General features: G+C 44.7%; 16 protein-coding genes. 10 read left to right on the forward strand and 6 right to left on the reverse strand.

All coding sequences use genetic code 11. The annotated features are described in order from the left end of the window. Positions 1-122: 122 nt before the first annotated feature. Positions 123-968, forward strand: a complete 846-nt coding sequence (rpoH, locus tag ACO59Y_RS00235) for an RNA polymerase sigma factor RpoH (protein ID WP_373603792.1) — start codon at positions 123-125, stop codon at positions 966-968. A gap of 93 nt (positions 969-1,061) precedes the next feature. Here rpoH and plsY read toward each other — a convergent pair whose 3' ends face one another. After that, positions 1,062-1,661: a glycerol-3-phosphate 1-O-acyltransferase PlsY gene (gene plsY, locus ACO59Y_RS00240; RefSeq protein WP_486129619.1), complete on the reverse strand. Its 600-nt coding sequence runs from the start codon at positions 1,659-1,661 to the stop codon at positions 1,062-1,064. A gap of 82 nt (positions 1,662-1,743) precedes the next feature. On the opposite strand from plsY, the gene folB reads away from it, so the two are divergent. Next, positions 1,744-2,100: a dihydroneopterin aldolase gene (gene folB / locus ACO59Y_RS00245; protein ID WP_373603794.1), complete on the forward strand. Its 357-nt coding sequence runs from the start codon at positions 1,744-1,746 to the stop codon at positions 2,098-2,100. Between the two features lie 59 nt (positions 2,101-2,159). Here the strand turns inward: folB and glmU are convergent, their stop codons facing one another. Continuing rightward, positions 2,160-3,530, reverse strand: coding sequence for a bifunctional UDP-N-acetylglucosamine diphosphorylase/glucosamine-1-phosphate N-acetyltransferase GlmU (glmU, locus tag ACO59Y_RS00250; protein ID WP_486129621.1), 1,371 nt, complete (start codon positions 3,528-3,530; stop codon positions 2,160-2,162). A gap of 218 nt (positions 3,531-3,748) precedes the next feature. On the opposite strand from glmU, the gene pyrG reads away from it, so the two are divergent. The 4 genes from pyrG (at position 3,749) to xerD (ending at position 8,215) form a co-directional block, all read left to right on the forward strand. After that, positions 3,749-5,377 (forward strand): glutamine hydrolyzing CTP synthase, encoded by a 1,629-nt coding sequence (pyrG, locus tag ACO59Y_RS00255; protein ID WP_373603796.1) that lies wholly within the window; start codon positions 3,749-3,751, stop codon positions 5,375-5,377. Positions 5,378-5,594: 217 nt separating this feature from the next. Then, a complete protein-coding gene (locus ACO59Y_RS00260; RefSeq protein WP_373603797.1) occupies positions 5,595-5,867 on the forward strand; it encodes a YhdT family protein in 273 nt (90 codons plus the stop codon). Continuing rightward, positions 5,864-7,300, forward strand: a complete 1,437-nt coding sequence (gene panF, locus ACO59Y_RS00265) for a sodium/pantothenate symporter (protein WP_486129624.1) — start codon at positions 5,864-5,866, stop codon at positions 7,298-7,300. Before ACO59Y_RS00260 ends, panF begins: the two co-directional genes overlap by 4 nt. A gap of 21 nt (positions 7,301-7,321) precedes the next feature. Further along, a complete protein-coding gene (gene xerD / locus ACO59Y_RS00270; protein ID WP_486129626.1) occupies positions 7,322-8,215 on the forward strand; it encodes a site-specific tyrosine recombinase XerD in 894 nt (297 codons plus the stop codon). A 112-nt stretch (positions 8,216-8,327) separates the two neighbouring features. Here the strand turns inward: xerD and ACO59Y_RS00275 are convergent, their stop codons facing one another. The 3 genes from ACO59Y_RS00275 to ACO59Y_RS00285 all read right to left on the reverse strand — a co-directional run bounded on the left by ACO59Y_RS00275 (position 8,328) and on the right by ACO59Y_RS00285 (position 11,504). Further along, positions 8,328-9,320, reverse strand: a complete 993-nt coding sequence (locus ACO59Y_RS00275; RefSeq protein ID WP_486129628.1) for an amidohydrolase family protein — start codon at positions 9,318-9,320, stop codon at positions 8,328-8,330. Positions 9,321-9,538: 218 nt separating this feature from the next. After that, entirely contained in the window at positions 9,539-11,284 is a 1,746-nt protein-coding gene (locus ACO59Y_RS00280; RefSeq protein ID WP_486129630.1) for a DUF3413 domain-containing protein, read from the reverse strand. Position 11,285: 1 nt separating this feature from the next. Next, positions 11,286-11,504 carry a YejL family protein gene (locus ACO59Y_RS00285; protein WP_373603802.1) on the reverse strand — a complete coding sequence of 73 codons (219 nt, stop codon included), beginning with the start codon at positions 11,502-11,504 and terminating at the stop codon, positions 11,286-11,288. Between the two features lie 385 nt (positions 11,505-11,889). On the opposite strand from ACO59Y_RS00285, the gene yejK reads away from it, so the two are divergent. Both yejK and bamE read left to right on the forward strand, forming a co-directional pair. Then, entirely contained in the window at positions 11,890-12,906 is a 1,017-nt protein-coding gene (gene yejK / locus ACO59Y_RS00290) for a nucleoid-associated protein YejK (RefSeq protein WP_486129632.1), read from the forward strand. A 62-nt stretch (positions 12,907-12,968) separates the two neighbouring features. Next, positions 12,969-13,379 carry an outer membrane protein assembly factor BamE gene (gene bamE / locus ACO59Y_RS00295; RefSeq protein ID WP_373603804.1) on the forward strand — a complete coding sequence of 137 codons (411 nt, stop codon included), beginning with the start codon at positions 12,969-12,971 and terminating at the stop codon, positions 13,377-13,379. A 123-nt stretch (positions 13,380-13,502) separates the two neighbouring features. Here the strand turns inward: bamE and nanQ are convergent, their stop codons facing one another. Then, positions 13,503-13,973 carry an N-acetylneuraminate anomerase gene (gene nanQ, locus ACO59Y_RS00300; RefSeq protein ID WP_373603805.1) on the reverse strand — a complete coding sequence of 157 codons (471 nt, stop codon included), beginning with the start codon at positions 13,971-13,973 and terminating at the stop codon, positions 13,503-13,505. 238 nt (positions 13,974-14,211) lie between these two features. Between nanQ and pnp the strand changes: the two genes are divergently transcribed. Together pnp and ACO59Y_RS00310 are read left to right on the forward strand one after the other, a co-directional pair. Continuing rightward, positions 14,212-16,341: a polyribonucleotide nucleotidyltransferase gene (gene pnp / locus ACO59Y_RS00305; RefSeq protein ID WP_486129635.1), complete on the forward strand. Its 2,130-nt coding sequence runs from the start codon at positions 14,212-14,214 to the stop codon at positions 16,339-16,341. An 85-nt stretch (positions 16,342-16,426) separates the two neighbouring features. After that, positions 16,427-16,897, forward strand: a 471-nt coding sequence (locus ACO59Y_RS00310) for a tetratricopeptide repeat protein (RefSeq protein WP_486129637.1), incomplete at its 3' end; no start/stop codon positions are given.

Consider the following 16,897-nt stretch of genomic DNA (forward strand, 5'->3'; position numbering starts at 1 on the left):
TAAAATAATTGAACTTTCAATCGGTAAAACCTGTCTTAAGGCACAAATCGGTTCAATAAAATGACTTATTGTGCTATAACTTGACTCACTAAGCGGTAACAGCTAAAAGAAAGAGGGAAAAAATGGATAAAGAAACACAAATGATGTTGGTTCCTCAAGGCAGTATCGAAGGCTATATTCGTGCGGCAAATGAATATCCGATGCTGACCGCCGAGGAAGAAAAAGAATTGGCAGAGCGTTTGTATTATCACGAAGATATTGATGCGGCGAAAAAATTGGTGTTATCACACCTTCGTTTTGTTATCCACGTAGCGCGCGGTTATTCCGGTTATGGTTTGCCGCAAGCGGATTTGATTCAAGAAGGCAATATTGGCTTAATGAAGGCGGTGAAACGTTTTAATCCGGAAGTGGGCGTGCGCTTGGTGTCTTTTGCCGTACATTGGATTAAAGCGGAAATTCATGAATATGTGTTGAAAAACTGGCGTATCGTGAAAGTAGCGACGACCAAAGCACAACGCAAATTGTTCTTTAATCTGCGCAAAACCAAACAACGTTTGGGTTGGTTCAACGAAAATGAAGTGGATATGGTGGCAAACGAATTAGGCGTGTCCAAAGAAGATGTCATCGAAATGGAATCCCGTATGACCGGTGCCGATGTGGGCTTTGATTTGCCTACGGATGCCGACGCCGAAACCGTTTATTCTCCGGCGCTTTATTTGGAAGATCAAAGTTCGAATTTTGCGGCCGAGTTGGAGAATGAAAATTTTGAAAACCAAGCGACCGAGCAATTGAGCACCGCATTGAAAGCGCTTGATGCGCGCAGTCAAGATATTATCAAAGCCCGTTGGTTGGACGATGACAAAGCGACATTGCATGATTTGGCGGCAAAATATAATGTGTCAGCAGAGCGGATTCGTCAGCTTGAAAGTAATGCCTTGAAAAAACTAAAGAGCGCCGTCAGCTTTTAATAAAGCAAAAACCTGCCGAAGTGGCAGGTTTTTTGTTTCTGAATATTGACAGGCGAGTGACCGTGCGATTGAGCACCGCATTGGAAACCCTGTTTAGTTTTTTTTAAATTTCGACCACATTTTGTCTTCCTGCCCGCGCCATAAACGTTGAATGTTGTCGTGATGGCGATAAATTAACAGGCAACTGACCAATGCTACCGGAAAAGTAAATTCCGGTTTAAACCACCACACATAAAATGGTACAAGTAATGCGGTGACGACGGCGCTTAAGGAAGAATAGCCGCTTACCAAGAATACTGCGAGCCAAGTACCGAAAGTGGAACCGGCAACCGCCCAAGCGATTGGGGCGATGGCGCCGAATGCGGTGGCTACGCCTTTGCCGCCTTTAAATTGAAAGAAAATCGGGAAAATGTGCCCCAGACAAGCCCCGAGCGCCACCATGCCCAGTTCGAACTGGCTTAAACCAAGATAGTAGCCCGCCCATACCGGTAACATACCTTTTAAAATATCGAACACTAATACACCGAGTGCCGCCCAACGACCGCCGAGGCGTAATACGTTCGTTGCGCCCGGGTTGTGCGAGCCGTTTTGGCGCGGATCCGGCAAGCCCGCCATTTTGCAAATTAAAATTGCGCTGGAAACGGAGCCTAAAAGATAGGCAAAAATCATATAAAAAACGGCAAAAAGGCTCATTTTGTACCTCGAAATGCTAAAAATCGTTCGGTATTTTACCTAAACTTGGTAGCATACCCTAACAATTTTGGAGGAATTTACCGTGGATCGTGTTTTTATCGAAGAATTAAGCGTGTTCGCTCAAATCGGCGTATATGATTGGGAGCAACAAATCAAACAAAAACTCGTGTTCGACATCGAAATGGCTTGGGATTGCCGGAAAGCCGCACAAACTGATGACGTGCAATATTGCTTAAATTATGCGGAAGTAAGCCAATTTGTGCTGGATTACGTGCAGTCGAAGCCGTTTTTATTGGTGGAGCGGGTCGCTTACGAGGTGGCGGAAAAATTGCACACGCGTTTTGGCGTTCAATGGTTACGCCTGAAACTTAGCAAACCCAATGCGGTGCCGCAAGCGAAGTCCGTTGGCGTGGTGGTGGAAAAAGGTTCGTTGGAATGATTCGGCGAAAATTAATTACGCTTAACAAAAATCCCGCATCAGGCGGGATTTTGTATGTGTTATTTTTTCTTGCTCGGACGCTGCCAGCCTTGAATATGACGTTGTGGCACACGGGTGATGACCAGTTCGTCTTTCGCAATATTTTGCGTGATGGTTGAACCGGCTCCGATGGTGGCGCCGTCTTCGACGATTACCGGTGCGACCAATTGGGTATCGGAACCGACGAAAACGTTATTGCCAATGAGGGTTTTAAATTTGTTTGCACCATCGTAATTACAGGTGATGACGCCTGCGCCGATGTTGCAATCCGCGCCGATTTCAGTGTCGCCGATATAAGTCAGGTGATTTACTTTCGAGCCCTTGCCGACGATTGATTTTTTGATTTCCACAAAATTGCCGACATGCGTTTGCGCCGCGAGTTCCGTGCCCGGACGTAAACGGGAGAAAGGTCCGATGGCGGCTTTTTCGCCGATAACGGCATCTTCCAGTACGGAATAAGGTTTCACTTCTACGTCATCGCCAAGCGTCACGTTTTTCAACACGCAACCTGCGCCAATTTTCACGCGATTGCCTAAACGTACATTTCCTTCAAGGATGACGTTCGTATCGATTTCTACGTCTTTACCGTGTTCGAGCGTGCCACGTAAATCAAAGCGCGCCGGATCGAGCAAGGTCACGCCGGCAAGTAATAAATGTTGCGCTTGTTTATGTTGGTAATAACGCTCTAACGCCGCAAGCTGTAAGCGATTGTTCGCGCCTTCCACTTCTATTGCATCGCCGGCTTGTACCGCCATTACTTGGCAGCCGTCTTGGTTTGCGAGGGCAATTAAGTCTGTTAGATAATATTCGCCTTGCGCGTTGTGATTATCCACACGCGCCAGCCATTTTTTGAAGTTTGCACCGTCGGATACCATGACGCCGGTGTTTACCTCTTGAATTTTTAATTGCTCGGCGTTCGCATCTTTCTGTTCGACGATTGCCACCACATTGCCGTTTTCGCGAAGAATGCGGCCGTAGCCGGTCGGGTTATCAAGATTCACGGTTAAAAGCGCAATGCCGTTTTCTGGTTTCGCCGCAATCAGTTTTTCTAGGGTCTCGACGCTGATTAGTGGCGCATCGCCGTAAAGTACGACAATATTTTCATCGTCTTTGAAAAACGGCGCCGCCTGCTGCACGGCATGGGCGGTACCGAGTTGCTCGTTTTGGAATACCCAATTCACCTTTTCGTTGGCAAGACGTTCACGCATTAATTCGCCGCCGTGACCGTAAATTAAATGCATGTTTTCCGCGCCCAATGCGGTAGCCGTATCAATCACATGCTTCACCATCGGTTTGCCCGCTACGCAGTGCAATACTTTCGGTAAATCTGAATACATTCGTGTTCCTTTCCCCGCGGCTAAAATAACGGCGCTTAGTGTTTTGTTTGTCATAAATTCTCTCTTGGTGAACAAAAAATTGGGCATATTCTAGCGTAGAACGTGTCAGAGCGTAAGTTCGTTTTATTCCGTTGAGTTAATCCTGCAAATCCTGTAAACTAGCGCCCCGTCTTTGATAGCTAATCCTCTTCAATTTTCACCGCTTTTCCGGTGAAATTTTTGGCAAGATGATTAGCTATAATCATTTATATCCCAACAAGATTAGGTTCCCTATGGCTACAAATTATATTTTCGTCACTGGTGGTGTGGTTTCATCGCTAGGTAAAGGCATTGCGGCGGCATCGTTGGCGGCAATTTTAGAAGCGCGTGGTTTAAACGTCACCATCATGAAATTGGATCCGTATATTAATGTCGATCCGGGTACCATGAGTCCGACCCAACACGGTGAAGTTTTCGTGACGCAAGACGGCGCGGAAACCGATTTGGATTTAGGTCACTACGAGCGTTTTATTCGCACCAAAATGACCAAACGGAACAATTTCACCACCGGCAAAATTTATTCCGAAGTATTACGCAAAGAACGTCGTGGTGATTATCTTGGCGCCACCATTCAAGTGATTCCGCACATTACCAATGAAATTAAAGATCGCGTCATCGCCGGCGCGCAAGGGCATGATGTGGTGATCGTAGAAGTGGGGGGAACTGTAGGCGACATCGAATCGCTGCCGTTTTTGGAAGCCTTGCGCCAATTGGCGGTGCAAGTCGGTCGTGAGCACACCTTGTTTATGCACTTGACTTTAGTGCCTTATATTCCTACCGCCGGTGAAGTGAAAACTAAACCGACCCAACATTCCGTAAAAGAATTACTTTCCATCGGAATTCAGCCGGATGTGTTGATTTGCCGTTCCGACCGTATGATTCCGCCGAACGAACGCGCTAAAATCGCCTTATTCTGTAACGTGCCGGAACGCGCGGTAATTTCACTAAAAGACGTGAACTCAATTTATCAAATTCCCGCTTTGTTAAAATCTCAGGGCTTGGATGATTTCGTCTGTGAGCGTTTCCGTTTAGATTGTCCGGAAGCCGATCTTTCCGAATGGGAGCAAGTGCTTTATAAACAAGCTAACCCGGTGGGCGAAGTGACTATCGGCATGGTGGGCAAATATACCGAATTGCCGGATGCCTACAAATCCGTCAACGAAGCCTTAAAGCATGCAGGTTTAACTAATCGTTTAAGCGTAAACATCAAATATATCGACTCGCAAGACGTAGAAACTAAAGGCGTTGAAGTCTTAAAAGGCATAGACGGCATTTTAGTGCCGGGCGGCTTCGGCTATCGTGGTGTAGAAGGCAAAATTCTTACTGCACAATACGCGCGTGAAAACGGCATTCCGTATTTAGGCATTTGTTTAGGTATGCAAATTGCCTTAATTGAATACGCGCGTAACGTAGCGGGATTAACTAAAGCAAACTCGTCCGAATTCGATAAAAATTGTGAACAACCTGTCGTGGCGCTGATTACCGAATGGCAAGACGCCGAAGGCAATACCGAAGTACGCAGCGACGCGTCCGATCTCGGCGGCACCATGCGTTTGGGCGCACAGCAATGTCATTTGTTGGAAGGCAGCCGCGCACGCGCGCTTTACGGTAAAGAAACGATTGAAGAGCGCCATCGTCACCGCTATGAAGTGAACAACGTGTTATTGCCGAAAATCGAAAAAGCGGGGTTGAAAGTGACCGGCTTATCCGCCGACAAAAAATTGGTGGAAATTATCGAAGTTCCGAACCATCCTTGGTTTGTCGCTTGTCAATTTCACCCGGAATTCACTTCCACGCCGCGAGACGGTCACCCGCTGTTTGCCGGTTTCGTGAAAGCGGCTTATGAAAATCATAAAAAATAAGCAGAAATTCAGTTAAACATTTAAAAGTGCGGTTAAAAAAAAACGGATTGCACTTTTTTATTTAGTATGCGCCGACAACTATCGGCATCACTTTACTTTAAACCCGCTTACACTGCGGTTTTGCCGGTAGCCTGCTCAAATAGCACCGCATTGAAACGGCACCGCATTGAAATAGCACCGCATTGGAACCGTATTCTTAATTTAAAACGAGAACTTTATGACATTAGTACAACGATACAAGCAAGCCGCCAAGGAAGCGCGATGGGCCTTAGGACTGTCCGTTTTGTATGTGATTGGCTGGTGTTTATGCGCCTACCTACCGAAAAACACCACCGGGCCGATAGGTTTTCCCCTTTGGTTCGAACTTTCTTGCATTTATTTACCGATTTTATTTCTTGTGATCGGCTATTGGGTGATCAAAATCGTTTACCTGGATATTTCGCTTGAAATCAATGCGCCCGAAACACACGAAAAGGAGAATAAGCAATGAATCTGGGAATTATTCTTCCTTTAATCATTTATCTCGCATTTATTTTCGGCGCAGCGATTTATGCTTATGTGAAACGTACCAAGGGCGATTTTTTAACGGAATATTACGTCGGCAATCGTTCAATGACGGGTTTTGTGCTCGCGATGACCACCGCATCCACCTACGCCAGCGCCAGTTCTTTTGTGGGCGGTCCGGGGGCGGCTTATAAATACGGCTTGGGCTGGGTGTTGTTGGCGATGATTCAAGTTCCGGCGGTATGGCTAGCGTTGGGCGCACTAGGCAAAAAATTTGCTTTGCTTTCGCGCGAAACCAATGCGTTGACCATTAACGACTTATTCCTTTATCGTTACAAAAACAAATATCTCGTATGGCTTTCCGGCCTTGCTTTGTTGCTTGCTTTCTTTGCAGCGATGACCGTGCAATTTATCGGCGGCGCGCGTTTGCTGGAAACCACCATCGGCATTTCCTACACCCAAGCCTTGTTACTGTTTGCCCTAACTGTGGGCATTTACACCTTTATCGGCGGCTTTCGTGCGGTGGTTTTAACGGACACCATTCAAGGCACGGTGATGATTGTCGGCACCCTGATTTTGCTTGGCGGCACGCTTTATGCCTTGGGCGGCGTGGAAAATGCGATGCATAAATTAACCGAAATTGATCCGGCGTTAGTCAGTCCTTATGGCCCGGACGAGATGTTCGGCTTCCAATTTATGGCATCTTTTTGGGTGTTGGTGTGTTTTGGTGTAGTAGGCTTACCACATACCGCCGTGCGCTGTATGGCCTTTAAAGACAGTAAAGCCTTGCATCGCGGTATGCTGATCGGCACGCTGGTACTTTCGCTGATTATGTTTGGTATGCATTTGGCGGGCGCACTCGGTCGCGCGATTATTCCCGATTTGAAGATCGCCGATCAAGTTATTCCGACTTTAATGTTGCAAGTGCTGCCGCCGATTGTAGCCGGGATTTTCTTGGCAGCACCGATGTCTGCAATTATGTCCACTATTGACGCGCAATTAATTCAATCTTCGTCTATTTTCGTGAAAGATTTATACCTTTCGGCTAAACCGCAAGCGGCTAAAAACGAGAAAAAAATCGGTTATATTTCTTCCGTTATTACCCTAATTTTAACCGCGCTTTTAATTATCGCTGCGCTTAATCCGCCGGATATGATCATTTGGCTAAATCTGTTTGCTTTCGGCGGGCTGGAAGCCGCTTTTCTTTGGGTGATCGTGCTCGGCATTTATTGGGACAAGGCCAATGCTTATGGTGCGCTGAGTTCAATGCTCGTCGGCCTAGGCAGCTATATTTTGCTCACGCAATTGGGCGTCAAATTACTTGGTTTTCATCAAATTGTGCCGGCTTTGGCATTTGGTTTAGTTGCGTTTTTAATTGGTAATCGATGGGGCGAAAAAACGACGCCAAAATTTTTATAATCTTAAAATAATGTTGATTCTATGAACAACCGCGCACTTATCGATCTTTTCCTCAACGATTATTGGCTTGAAAAAGGGCTGTCGCAAAACACTGTGCAATCTTATCGGTTAGATTTGAATGCGTTGTGTGATTGGTTGGAGAAAAATGATTTATCCTTAGAAACCTTGGATGCGGTGGATTTGCAAGGTTTTTTGGGGGAACGCTTGGCGCAAGGTTACAAAGCCAGCAGTACGGCTCGACTGTTAAGCGCGGTACGCAAATTGTTCCAATATTTGTATCGTGAAAAATACCGCACCGATGATCCCGGCGCGCTGCTTAGTTCGCCTAAACTGCCAAGCCGTTTGCCGAAATATTTAAGTGAACAACAAGTTAGCGATTTATTGAACGCACCCAACGTGGAAATTCCGCTCGAATTGCGCGATAAAGCAATGCTGGAACTACTCTATGCCACCGGCCTACGCGTCACTGAATTAGTTTCGCTGACCATTGAAAATATGAACCTGCAACAAGGCGCAGTGCGCGTTATCGGTAAGGGCAACAAGGAACGCATTGTGCCGATGGGGGAAGAGGCAGCCTATTGGCTGCGTCAGTTTGTGCTTTATGGACGGCCGCAGCTGTTAAACAGGCAAAGCACCGATATTGTTTTTCCTAGTCGACGCGCCAAACCCATGACCCGACAGACGTTTTGGCACCGCATTAAGCATTATGCAATATTGGCAGACATCAATGCTGATGCGCTTTCGCCACACGTGTTACGCCATGCATTTGCCACCCATTTGGTGAATCATGGCGCAGATTTGCGGGTGGTGCAGATGTTGCTTGGTCACAGCGATCTTTCCACCACGCAAATTTATACCCATGTGGCAAAAGAACGTTTGAAATATTTGCACGAACGTTTTCATCCAAGAGGATAAAAAGAGCGGTCAAAGCTTAAGTTTTGACCGCTCTTTCTTTCAACACCTATTTCAATGCGGTGCTGATCTGGCACTTCGTTGCGTTGCTTTTATGCCGACCGTTACAGCGCGCTTAAACCGGCTCCAGTCCGAGCACTTTACGCCCGTTAAGACTGGCGATATCTACCATGGCGTCTAAATGCGGGAAACGACAACCGGCAGCGAGCAAACTTAGTTCCTGCCATAAATCGCCTTCGCAAAGCGGTACCATATAATCGCAGATATTATCGGTGCCAAGCGCCACAGTAATGCCTTCGGGAATCATTTCGTCGGCCGGCGTTAATGCATTGTGGAACGGCATTAAATCTTCTTTTCGATTGCTGTCAATCCAGGCCATCGGGCAGGCGATCATCATCATTTTTGCTTTACGCATTTTTTCATAAAGTCGGTAGCGATATTCTTTGGGATGCGAACTGATAGAAATGCCGTGAATGCCTACCACGCGCCCTTCCATGCCGTGCTCGATGGTTTTGTCGCAAAGTTGCTCCGTTTCTTTTTCGTTCGGATTATTAAACTGATCCACGTGCACATGACACATAATGCCAAGAGATTTCGCCTTATCTAACAAAATGTCCATCGCCTCTAAGCCGCGGCCGTAATCCAGTTCGTCACGATACGGTAGACCGCCAATCATATCCACCATTTCGGAGCCGATATCGAACCATTTGCGCGCGGTTGGCTCGATCACGCCTTTTAAGGTTTGGTTGGCAAATTTCAAAACGATGTCGTGTTTGTAAACTTCGCGGGCTTTATGTGCCGCGATAATCGCGCGATCTTCGCAAATCGGGTCGATATCTACGAACGTACCGAATGCGGTGACCCCTTGGGAAATCATTAATTCAATGGATTGGCAGAAACGAGCGTAGTAATCATCCACGCTGGACGTGCGTTTCACTTCATCCACCAAATCCCATTTTTGTTGCAAATTACTGTTGTGATAAATGCCGATTTTTTCCGGCGTCATGGTGAAGGCGCGATCGGCATGGGCGTGGGCATTGACCCAACCGCCTTTTTTAATGATTTCATCGCGAATAAATGTTTTGAAACTACGAACATGGCTTTTCATACAAACTCCGTAAAAAGAATGAGGATAAAAAGACGAGAAGCGTATTAATTGAAACGGCTCGACGGGCGCGGCGAGAAGCATTGTGGCAATGTTATGAAAAACTCACGGATTTTCCATTAATAACATCTTTTCAGTCTTAAACTGGGCCGGAAGTATAAAGTTTCAGTCGCAAAAAAGCTATTTCTTTTTGACCGGGCGGGCGGATAAACGCCTTGTCGTTATTTATCAAAAAAGGAATTTTCGCTCTTAAACATTTCTAAGAATAGCCCTAGCGGTGGGCGATCGGAGGATTGTTCTTGATAAGCGCGGTCGAATTTTTTGTAGTTTCCTTTGCGGTCTAGATGATATTGCGTACCGTCAGGTTGGATTAATACGTTCCAGCGATAATTTGACGCTAATACCCAATCATCGCCTCGCAAATCAAATAAATTGCGACCTTGAGCATAATCTTTCGACGGATTTTGCACATTAAAAATTTGTGTCATTAATGCCGGCAATAAATCTGTATGACTGGTCAATGCGCTTGCAACGCCGACCGGCAAATCTTTCCAGAACACTAACAGCGGCACTTGAATTTCATCACGGCCAAAATAATTGCGCTGATCTTTCTTATGCATTTCGTTGAAACTTAAACCGTGCTCGGCCGTTATGATCACTAAGGTATTTTCTAACGTTGAATCGGTTAAAATTTGTTCGAATAACGGATCTGTTTGTGCGAGAACGCGTTCGTATTCTATCGGGTCCTTTGCGTTTAAATCTAAATCAAGATAGACGAACCAAGGCGTTTCCGATTTTTGAGCGATAAATTCATTGAATTGTTTGACTACATTTTCGTTCGTCGTTTTTTCTTTCGCTAACGCCATGCCGCGGAACAAGGCTTGACGAAATAAGCTGTCCTTAAAGCCCGAAGCGGAGAACAAACCGAAGCGGTATTTTTCTGTTCGCAGTTTTTCAATAAGTACGGACGGAGTGTGATTGCTTAAAATACTATCCGTGTAGTTTGCGTTTAACCCGTAAAACAAGCCGACTAATCCTGCGTTATTTGTGTTGCCGCTACTATAATGATTGGTAAATTGAGTCGAACGAAGGGCAAATTCGGCGAGTTTCGGCATTTTTTCAGAGACAACCGCATCGTAACGTAAGCCGGAAACCGTAATTAGCAAAATATTCGGCTTATGTTCCGTGGCACTAAAGGTTAAAGGATGTTTAGGATATCCGATTTTTAATGCGTCCAAACGCCCTTCTTGCGCTAATTTTTGTTCATATTCTTCGCCATCCAATAAACCGTGTTTTTCTAAAAAAGAACGTGCGGTCATCGGGTAAGACAGCGGGAAATTAGAACGTTGCATAGTAATCGGACGATATAAATAGGCATCGGCCCAAGCATAAATTAAATGAGAGGCAATGAACGTCACAGTGAAAAATACGCCGACATATTTCAGCCATGTTTGGCGTTCAAGACTACGCAGTTTCTCCCAGCTCCAACGGGAAAAAAGCATTTGCACCAGCAAAATCATCGGCATCGGCACAAAGAAAATTTGCCAGTTGCGCGACATCTCGCCATTTTCGGGATTTACCAATAAGTTCCATACAATGGAAGATAAATGCAAATTGAAACGACTGAATACGGCAGTATCAAAAAGTAATAATGTGATGAATATGGTCGCCAGAATGACTGTTAAGCCACGAAAAGTGCGGTGATTTTTAATGACGAAACTTAGCGGAAAGACCACCAATAAATAGACGGCAAAGACGCTAAAACTAAAATGTCCGAGCAGGCTGACGAAAAAGTAAAGTTTCCCGCCCAATGTGTCCGGCCAGTCGATTAAAAAGGCATAACGGGAACCGATAAAAATCGCAATAATAATGTTAAAAAAGGCAAACCAATGACCCCACGAAATTTTTCGCGAGGTGTCGTCGCGGTATTGTTTACCGTTGAAGTCGCCTTTTTTAAAGCTGATCATATCAGTGAGTTTTTATTGCATTGATTAAAGAACTGGCAAAGGCTTGCGCCAAGGCTTCGCGTTGCGTTTGCGGTACGCTGGTGGCGAGCAAGTTGCTTGTCATATTGCCGAGGGCAATTAAGGATAAGTCAACCGGCGCTTGGTGTTTTTCCAGCACCGCGATCATATCGTTGACAATGGCGCTTAATTGCGCGTCGGAGTATTTGGAAGATTGAGCCATTTTTGTTTGAAAAGGGGAAAAAAAGTTGCCTTATCATACCCGATTATTTGCCCGAATCTAAATAATTTCTTTTTTCTTGCTAAAAGAGAGCGGTTATAATTCGCGAGGTTTCGCGACGTTATGTTGTGCTTGCCCAACGCTGAAATAATGCCGGTTAGGTAATATTTGAGGAATTTCGGCTTCACAAGGGCGTGTTTGAAGTGTAAGCAATGTTATTTTTTGAACTTCCCAAATAGCACCGCATTGGAATGGCGTTCAATGCGGTGCTGTTGGCGAAGTGCTCGGATTTTTGCTAACGGTTAGATAAGTCCGTCAAACGATTCGGCAATCGTTTTGTGCATTTGCCGCAGCATAATGTCGATGTTTTTTAACAAAGGAAAAGAAAATGAGCATTACTGTAAATCAAATCGTGTTGCACCAATTAATTAAGCGAATCGATGGTGACGATAATAAAATGGAAAGCATTTTACGTAACGAGTTACATCCGATCACGGCGGAGGTGGAACAAATGATGTTGCAGTTGCATCAAGGCTATCAAAATAAAGCCAAGGCTTTCGGTGTGTTTCAAGATAATTCGGTATTTGCGCAACAATTAAATCGTTTACTAGAAAAAGAAACAGAATTTTTAGATTTCAGCCAATATTCGACAAAGCTTTTGGCGGATGAATTAAGCAAATATAACTTTGCCGATAGTGGTACACTTGTGTTATGTCAATACAATTTCCTCGCCACCGATTATTTGTTTATCGCCTTGCTTGATAGCCGCCACAGTATGTGGGTGGACGAACACTTGGATATTCGTCGCACGGAATATCTTGATATTACGCAATTTGATATCGCTGCACGGGTGAATTTGACCGATTTGCAAATAAACGCCAAGTCCAATCGTTATCTGACCTTTATTAAAGGGCGCGTAGGGCGCAAAATCAGCGATTTCTTTATGGATTTTTTGGGGGCGGAAGAAGGATTGAATCCGCAACTGCAAAACCAGTGTTTATTGCAGGCTGTGAGCGATTATTGTGAGCAAGGGGAGTTGAATAAAGAGCAAGCTCAAGCAGTAAAAAAACAAGTGTTTGAATATTGCAAAGGGCAGATTGCCGGCGGTGAAGATATCGCCCTGACTGAACTTTCCGACAGCTTGCCGACTCTAAACGAGCGGCCTTTTGTCGCCTTTGCGGAAGAACAAAATTACGGTTTAGAAGAACACATTCCTCCACTGCGTTCGGCGTTAAAATCACTCACTAAATTTTCCGGTTCAGGTAAAGGCATTAGCCTAACTTTTGATGCGGAATTACTTAATACGCGCGTTCGTTGGGATCCGATGACGGATACGTTAAGTATTAACGGTTTACCGCCTAACTTAAAAGACCAATTGGAAAAGGCTTTAAAAGCCGAGAATTAGTTTGGCAATATTTTTAAGTTTGGGTATTATTTCACAAAATTTTGCAAGGATAGGTAAAGAAAATGCAATTTAAAATTCTTTTGGGCGTCGCTGTATTGGCATTAAGCCTTTCGGCTTGTTCTACGGTTGAAAAAGTGGTTTATCGCATTGACGTGCCACAAGGCAACTATTTGGAAGCCACCAATGTGGCGCAAGTCAAACAAGGTATGACTGCACAACAAGTACAATATTTGCTTGGTACGCCGGTTTTAATTGACCCTTATAGCAATTTGACTTGGTATTATGTGTTCTTGCAACAGCGAGCCTATCAAGCGCCTGACCAACATACTTTCACCGTAAAATTTGACCAAAGCGGTGTTGTAACGGAAACACATTTGGATAAACCGTTGCCGGAAGTGGCATCGCAAAGTGAGAATAACACCATTATTGAACGTAACGGCGAGGGTAATAAGAAATCTTGGTGGACATTCTAGTAATTCTTGGGTTTGTCTGTAATGTAGGTGTTCCGTTTAATTGGTATTAAACATTATAGATAGAGAGTAGATAAAAGAGTTGAGCGTATTTTTCGATCAACTCTTTTTATTTATTTTGAGAAATTAGATTAATTTAACCGGGATTTTTACCACTAGTTTTTTTATTTTTTCCGCTTTTTCGCCCGTAATACAGCAAGGTTTATGTGGTTCGTACGGATAGAATACGGCGAACATTTTCGGCACTAAGGTGATGGTGAATTTGTTTTCGATATTTGCCGTGGTGAGCTGATAATCATCGGCTTGGTTATAGTTTTCGTATTTGGCGAGGTTCGGATAAGTTGCGCCTACTTCAATATTTTCCGCACCGCGAATTAATACTTGCAAGTCTAAATAGTTATGGTGCAATTCCGCTTTTTTAGTGCTTGGTTCGGCGGTTTCCGGTTCCATTACGTTCATGTAAATTTGATCGTTAATATCATGGCGACCATTTTCCAACGCATTTAAATCTAATGTATTCAAATAATCACAAATTTCCGCGATTACTTTCGGTAAACCCACTTTAAAGTTTGGATTGGTAAGGCTGCTGATGATCATATTCTCTCCTTGTATGAATATGTGAATAAAAGTTATCCCATGATAGCAAGTTGACCATACGAAATAAAGTTACCAATCACCTCAAAACATCTGTATAATACGCGAGCTTTATTTTCTGTGTTAGCGTGCGGCTATCAAAAGAGATTTTAAACGGTGGTTAATTGGCGATAGATTTCTTTTGCTAGTCGCAATCTGGAAAATAAAGCATTATTTTTAATGTAATTTAAAGGAAAACATTGTGAATCCAATTGTTAAACAATTTAAATATGGTCAACATACCGTCACCTTAGAAACAGGTGCCATTGCCCGTCAGGCGACGGCTGCTGTAATGGCAAGCATGGACGATACCACCGTATTCGTCACTGTAGTGGCCAAAAAAGACGTGAAAGAAGGCCAAGATTTCTTTCCGTTAACCGTAAATTATCAAGAACGTACTTATGCCGCCGGCCGTATTCCAGGCGGTTTCTTCAAACGTGAAGGTCGTCCATCTGAGGGCGAAACTTTGATTGCCCGTTTAATCGATCGTCCGATTCGTCCGTTATTCCCGGAAGGTTTCTTCAATGAAATTCAAGTAGTTGCCACCGTTGTTTCAGTAAACCCGCAAATTAGCCCGGATTTAGTGGCGATGATTGGTGCATCTGCAGCGCTTTCATTGTCCGGCGTACCGTTTAACGGTCCGATCGGGGCTGCACGTGTAGGATTCATTAACGGTCAATTCGTGTTAAATCCGACCATGAATGAACAAAAACAAAGCCGTTTGGATTTAGTGGTGGCGGGAACCGACAAAGCCGTGTTGATGGTTGAATCTGAAGCGGATATTTTAACCGAAGAACAAATGTTATCTGCGGTTGTATTCGGTCACCAACAGCAACAAGTAGTGATTGAGGCGATTAAAGAATTGGTTGCTGAAGCCGGTAAACCACGTTGGGATTGGGTTGCACCTGAACCAAACACTGATTTAATTAATAAAGTAAAAGCGTTAGCTGAAGCGCGTTTAGGCGATGCGTATCGTATCACTGAAAAACAAGCGCGTTATGAGCAAATCGATGCGATTAAAGCTGACGTTGTTGCACAAATTACTGCTGAAGATGAAGAAGTCAGCGAAGGCAAAATTATTGATATTTTCACCGCACTTGAAAGCCAAATCGTGCGCGGTCGTATTATCGCGGGCGAACCTCGTATTGACGGACGTACCGTTGATACTGTTCGTGCATTGGATATTTGCACCGGCGTGTTACCGCGTACTCATGGTTCTGCCATCTTCACCCGTGGCGAAACTCAAGCCCTAGCAGTTGCTACTTTAGGTACCGAACGCGATGCGCAAATCATTGATGAATTAACCGGTGAGCGCCAAGATCACTTTTTATTCCACTATAACTTCCCTCCGTATTCCGTGGGTGAAACCGGTATGATTGGTTCACCGAAACGTCGTGAAATTGGTCACGGTCGTTTAGCGAAACGTGGCGTGGCAGCAGTGATGCCAACCTTAGCCGAATTCCCATATGTGGTACGTGTGGTGTCTGAAATCACTGAATCTAACGGTTCTTCTTCTATGGCTTCTGTGTGTGGTGCATCCCTTGCGTTAATGGACGCCGGCGTGCCGATTAAAGCGGCGGTAGCAGGTATTGCGATGGGGTTGGTGAAAGAAGATGATAAATTCGTCGTGCTTTCCGATATCCTTGGAGATGAAGATCACTTAGGCGATATGGACTTTAAAGTAGCCGGTACTCGTGAAGGTGTCACAGCACTTCAAATGGACATCAAAATCGAAGGTATTACCGCAGAAATCATGCAAATCGCATTAAATCAAGCGAAAAGCGCCCGTATGCACATTCTTGGTGTGATGGAACAAGCTATTCCGGCGCCACGTGCGGATATTTCTGATTTCGCTCCGCGTATTTACACCATGAAGATCGATCCAAAGAAAATTAAAGATGTGATCGGTAAAGGTGGTGCGGTAATTCGTGCGTTGACTGAAGAAACTGGTACGTCCATTGATATTGATGACGACGGTACAGTAAAAATCGCTGCCGTAGATAAAAACGCAGTACAAGATGTGATGGCGCGTATCGAAGACATCACCGCCGAAGTGGAAGCCGGTGCGGTTTACAAAGGTAAAGTGACCCGCTTAGCAGATTTCGGTGCATTTGTGGCTATCGTGGGTAATAAAGAGGGCTTGGTTCACATTTCGCAAATTGCCGAAGAACGTGTGGAAAAAGTCAGCGATTACCTGCAAGTAGGGCAAGAAGTGATGGTGAAAGTAGTAGAAATCGATCGTCAAGGTCGTATCCGTTTAACCATGAAAGATCTTGCGCCTAAACAGGAAGCAGAAAGCAACCAAGAAGAACTTGCCGAAGAGCAAGAATAATCTTGGTTAACCCAATCAAAACTTGGTGGCATTGCCATCAAGTTTTGTTATTTTCCAACTCACTATTCGTACAAAAAGAAAGCAGATGCTGTGTTTTCGATTATTTCGTCGTTTTATAGCCTATTTATTTAGCCTATGTGCGGTGTTGTTCCTTACCGGCTGTGTCCGGTCCGAGGGTGCTTTTGTATCTAACAATCGAATTGTACTTGCTGAACAAAATCCGAATACGCACTTTGAACAAGAAGTGATGATTGTACGTATTAGCCAAGTACTTTTAGTTGGAAAAATGAGTAACGAAGAACGCGCTGCCATGCATTTCGAGCGCGGTGTACTATACGATTCTCTTGGATTATGGGGACTCGCTCGTTACGACTTTACGCAAGCCCTTGCATTGCAGCCGAAAATGGCTTCCGTGTATAACTATTTGGGGCTTTACTTATTGCTTGAAGAAGATTACGACGGCGCACTGGAGACGTTCAATGCGGCGCTGGAATTGGATCCGAGTTATGACTATACCCACCTTAATCGTGGTTTAAATTTTTATTACGTCGAACGC

Source organism: Rodentibacter sp. (assembly GCF_057314195.1).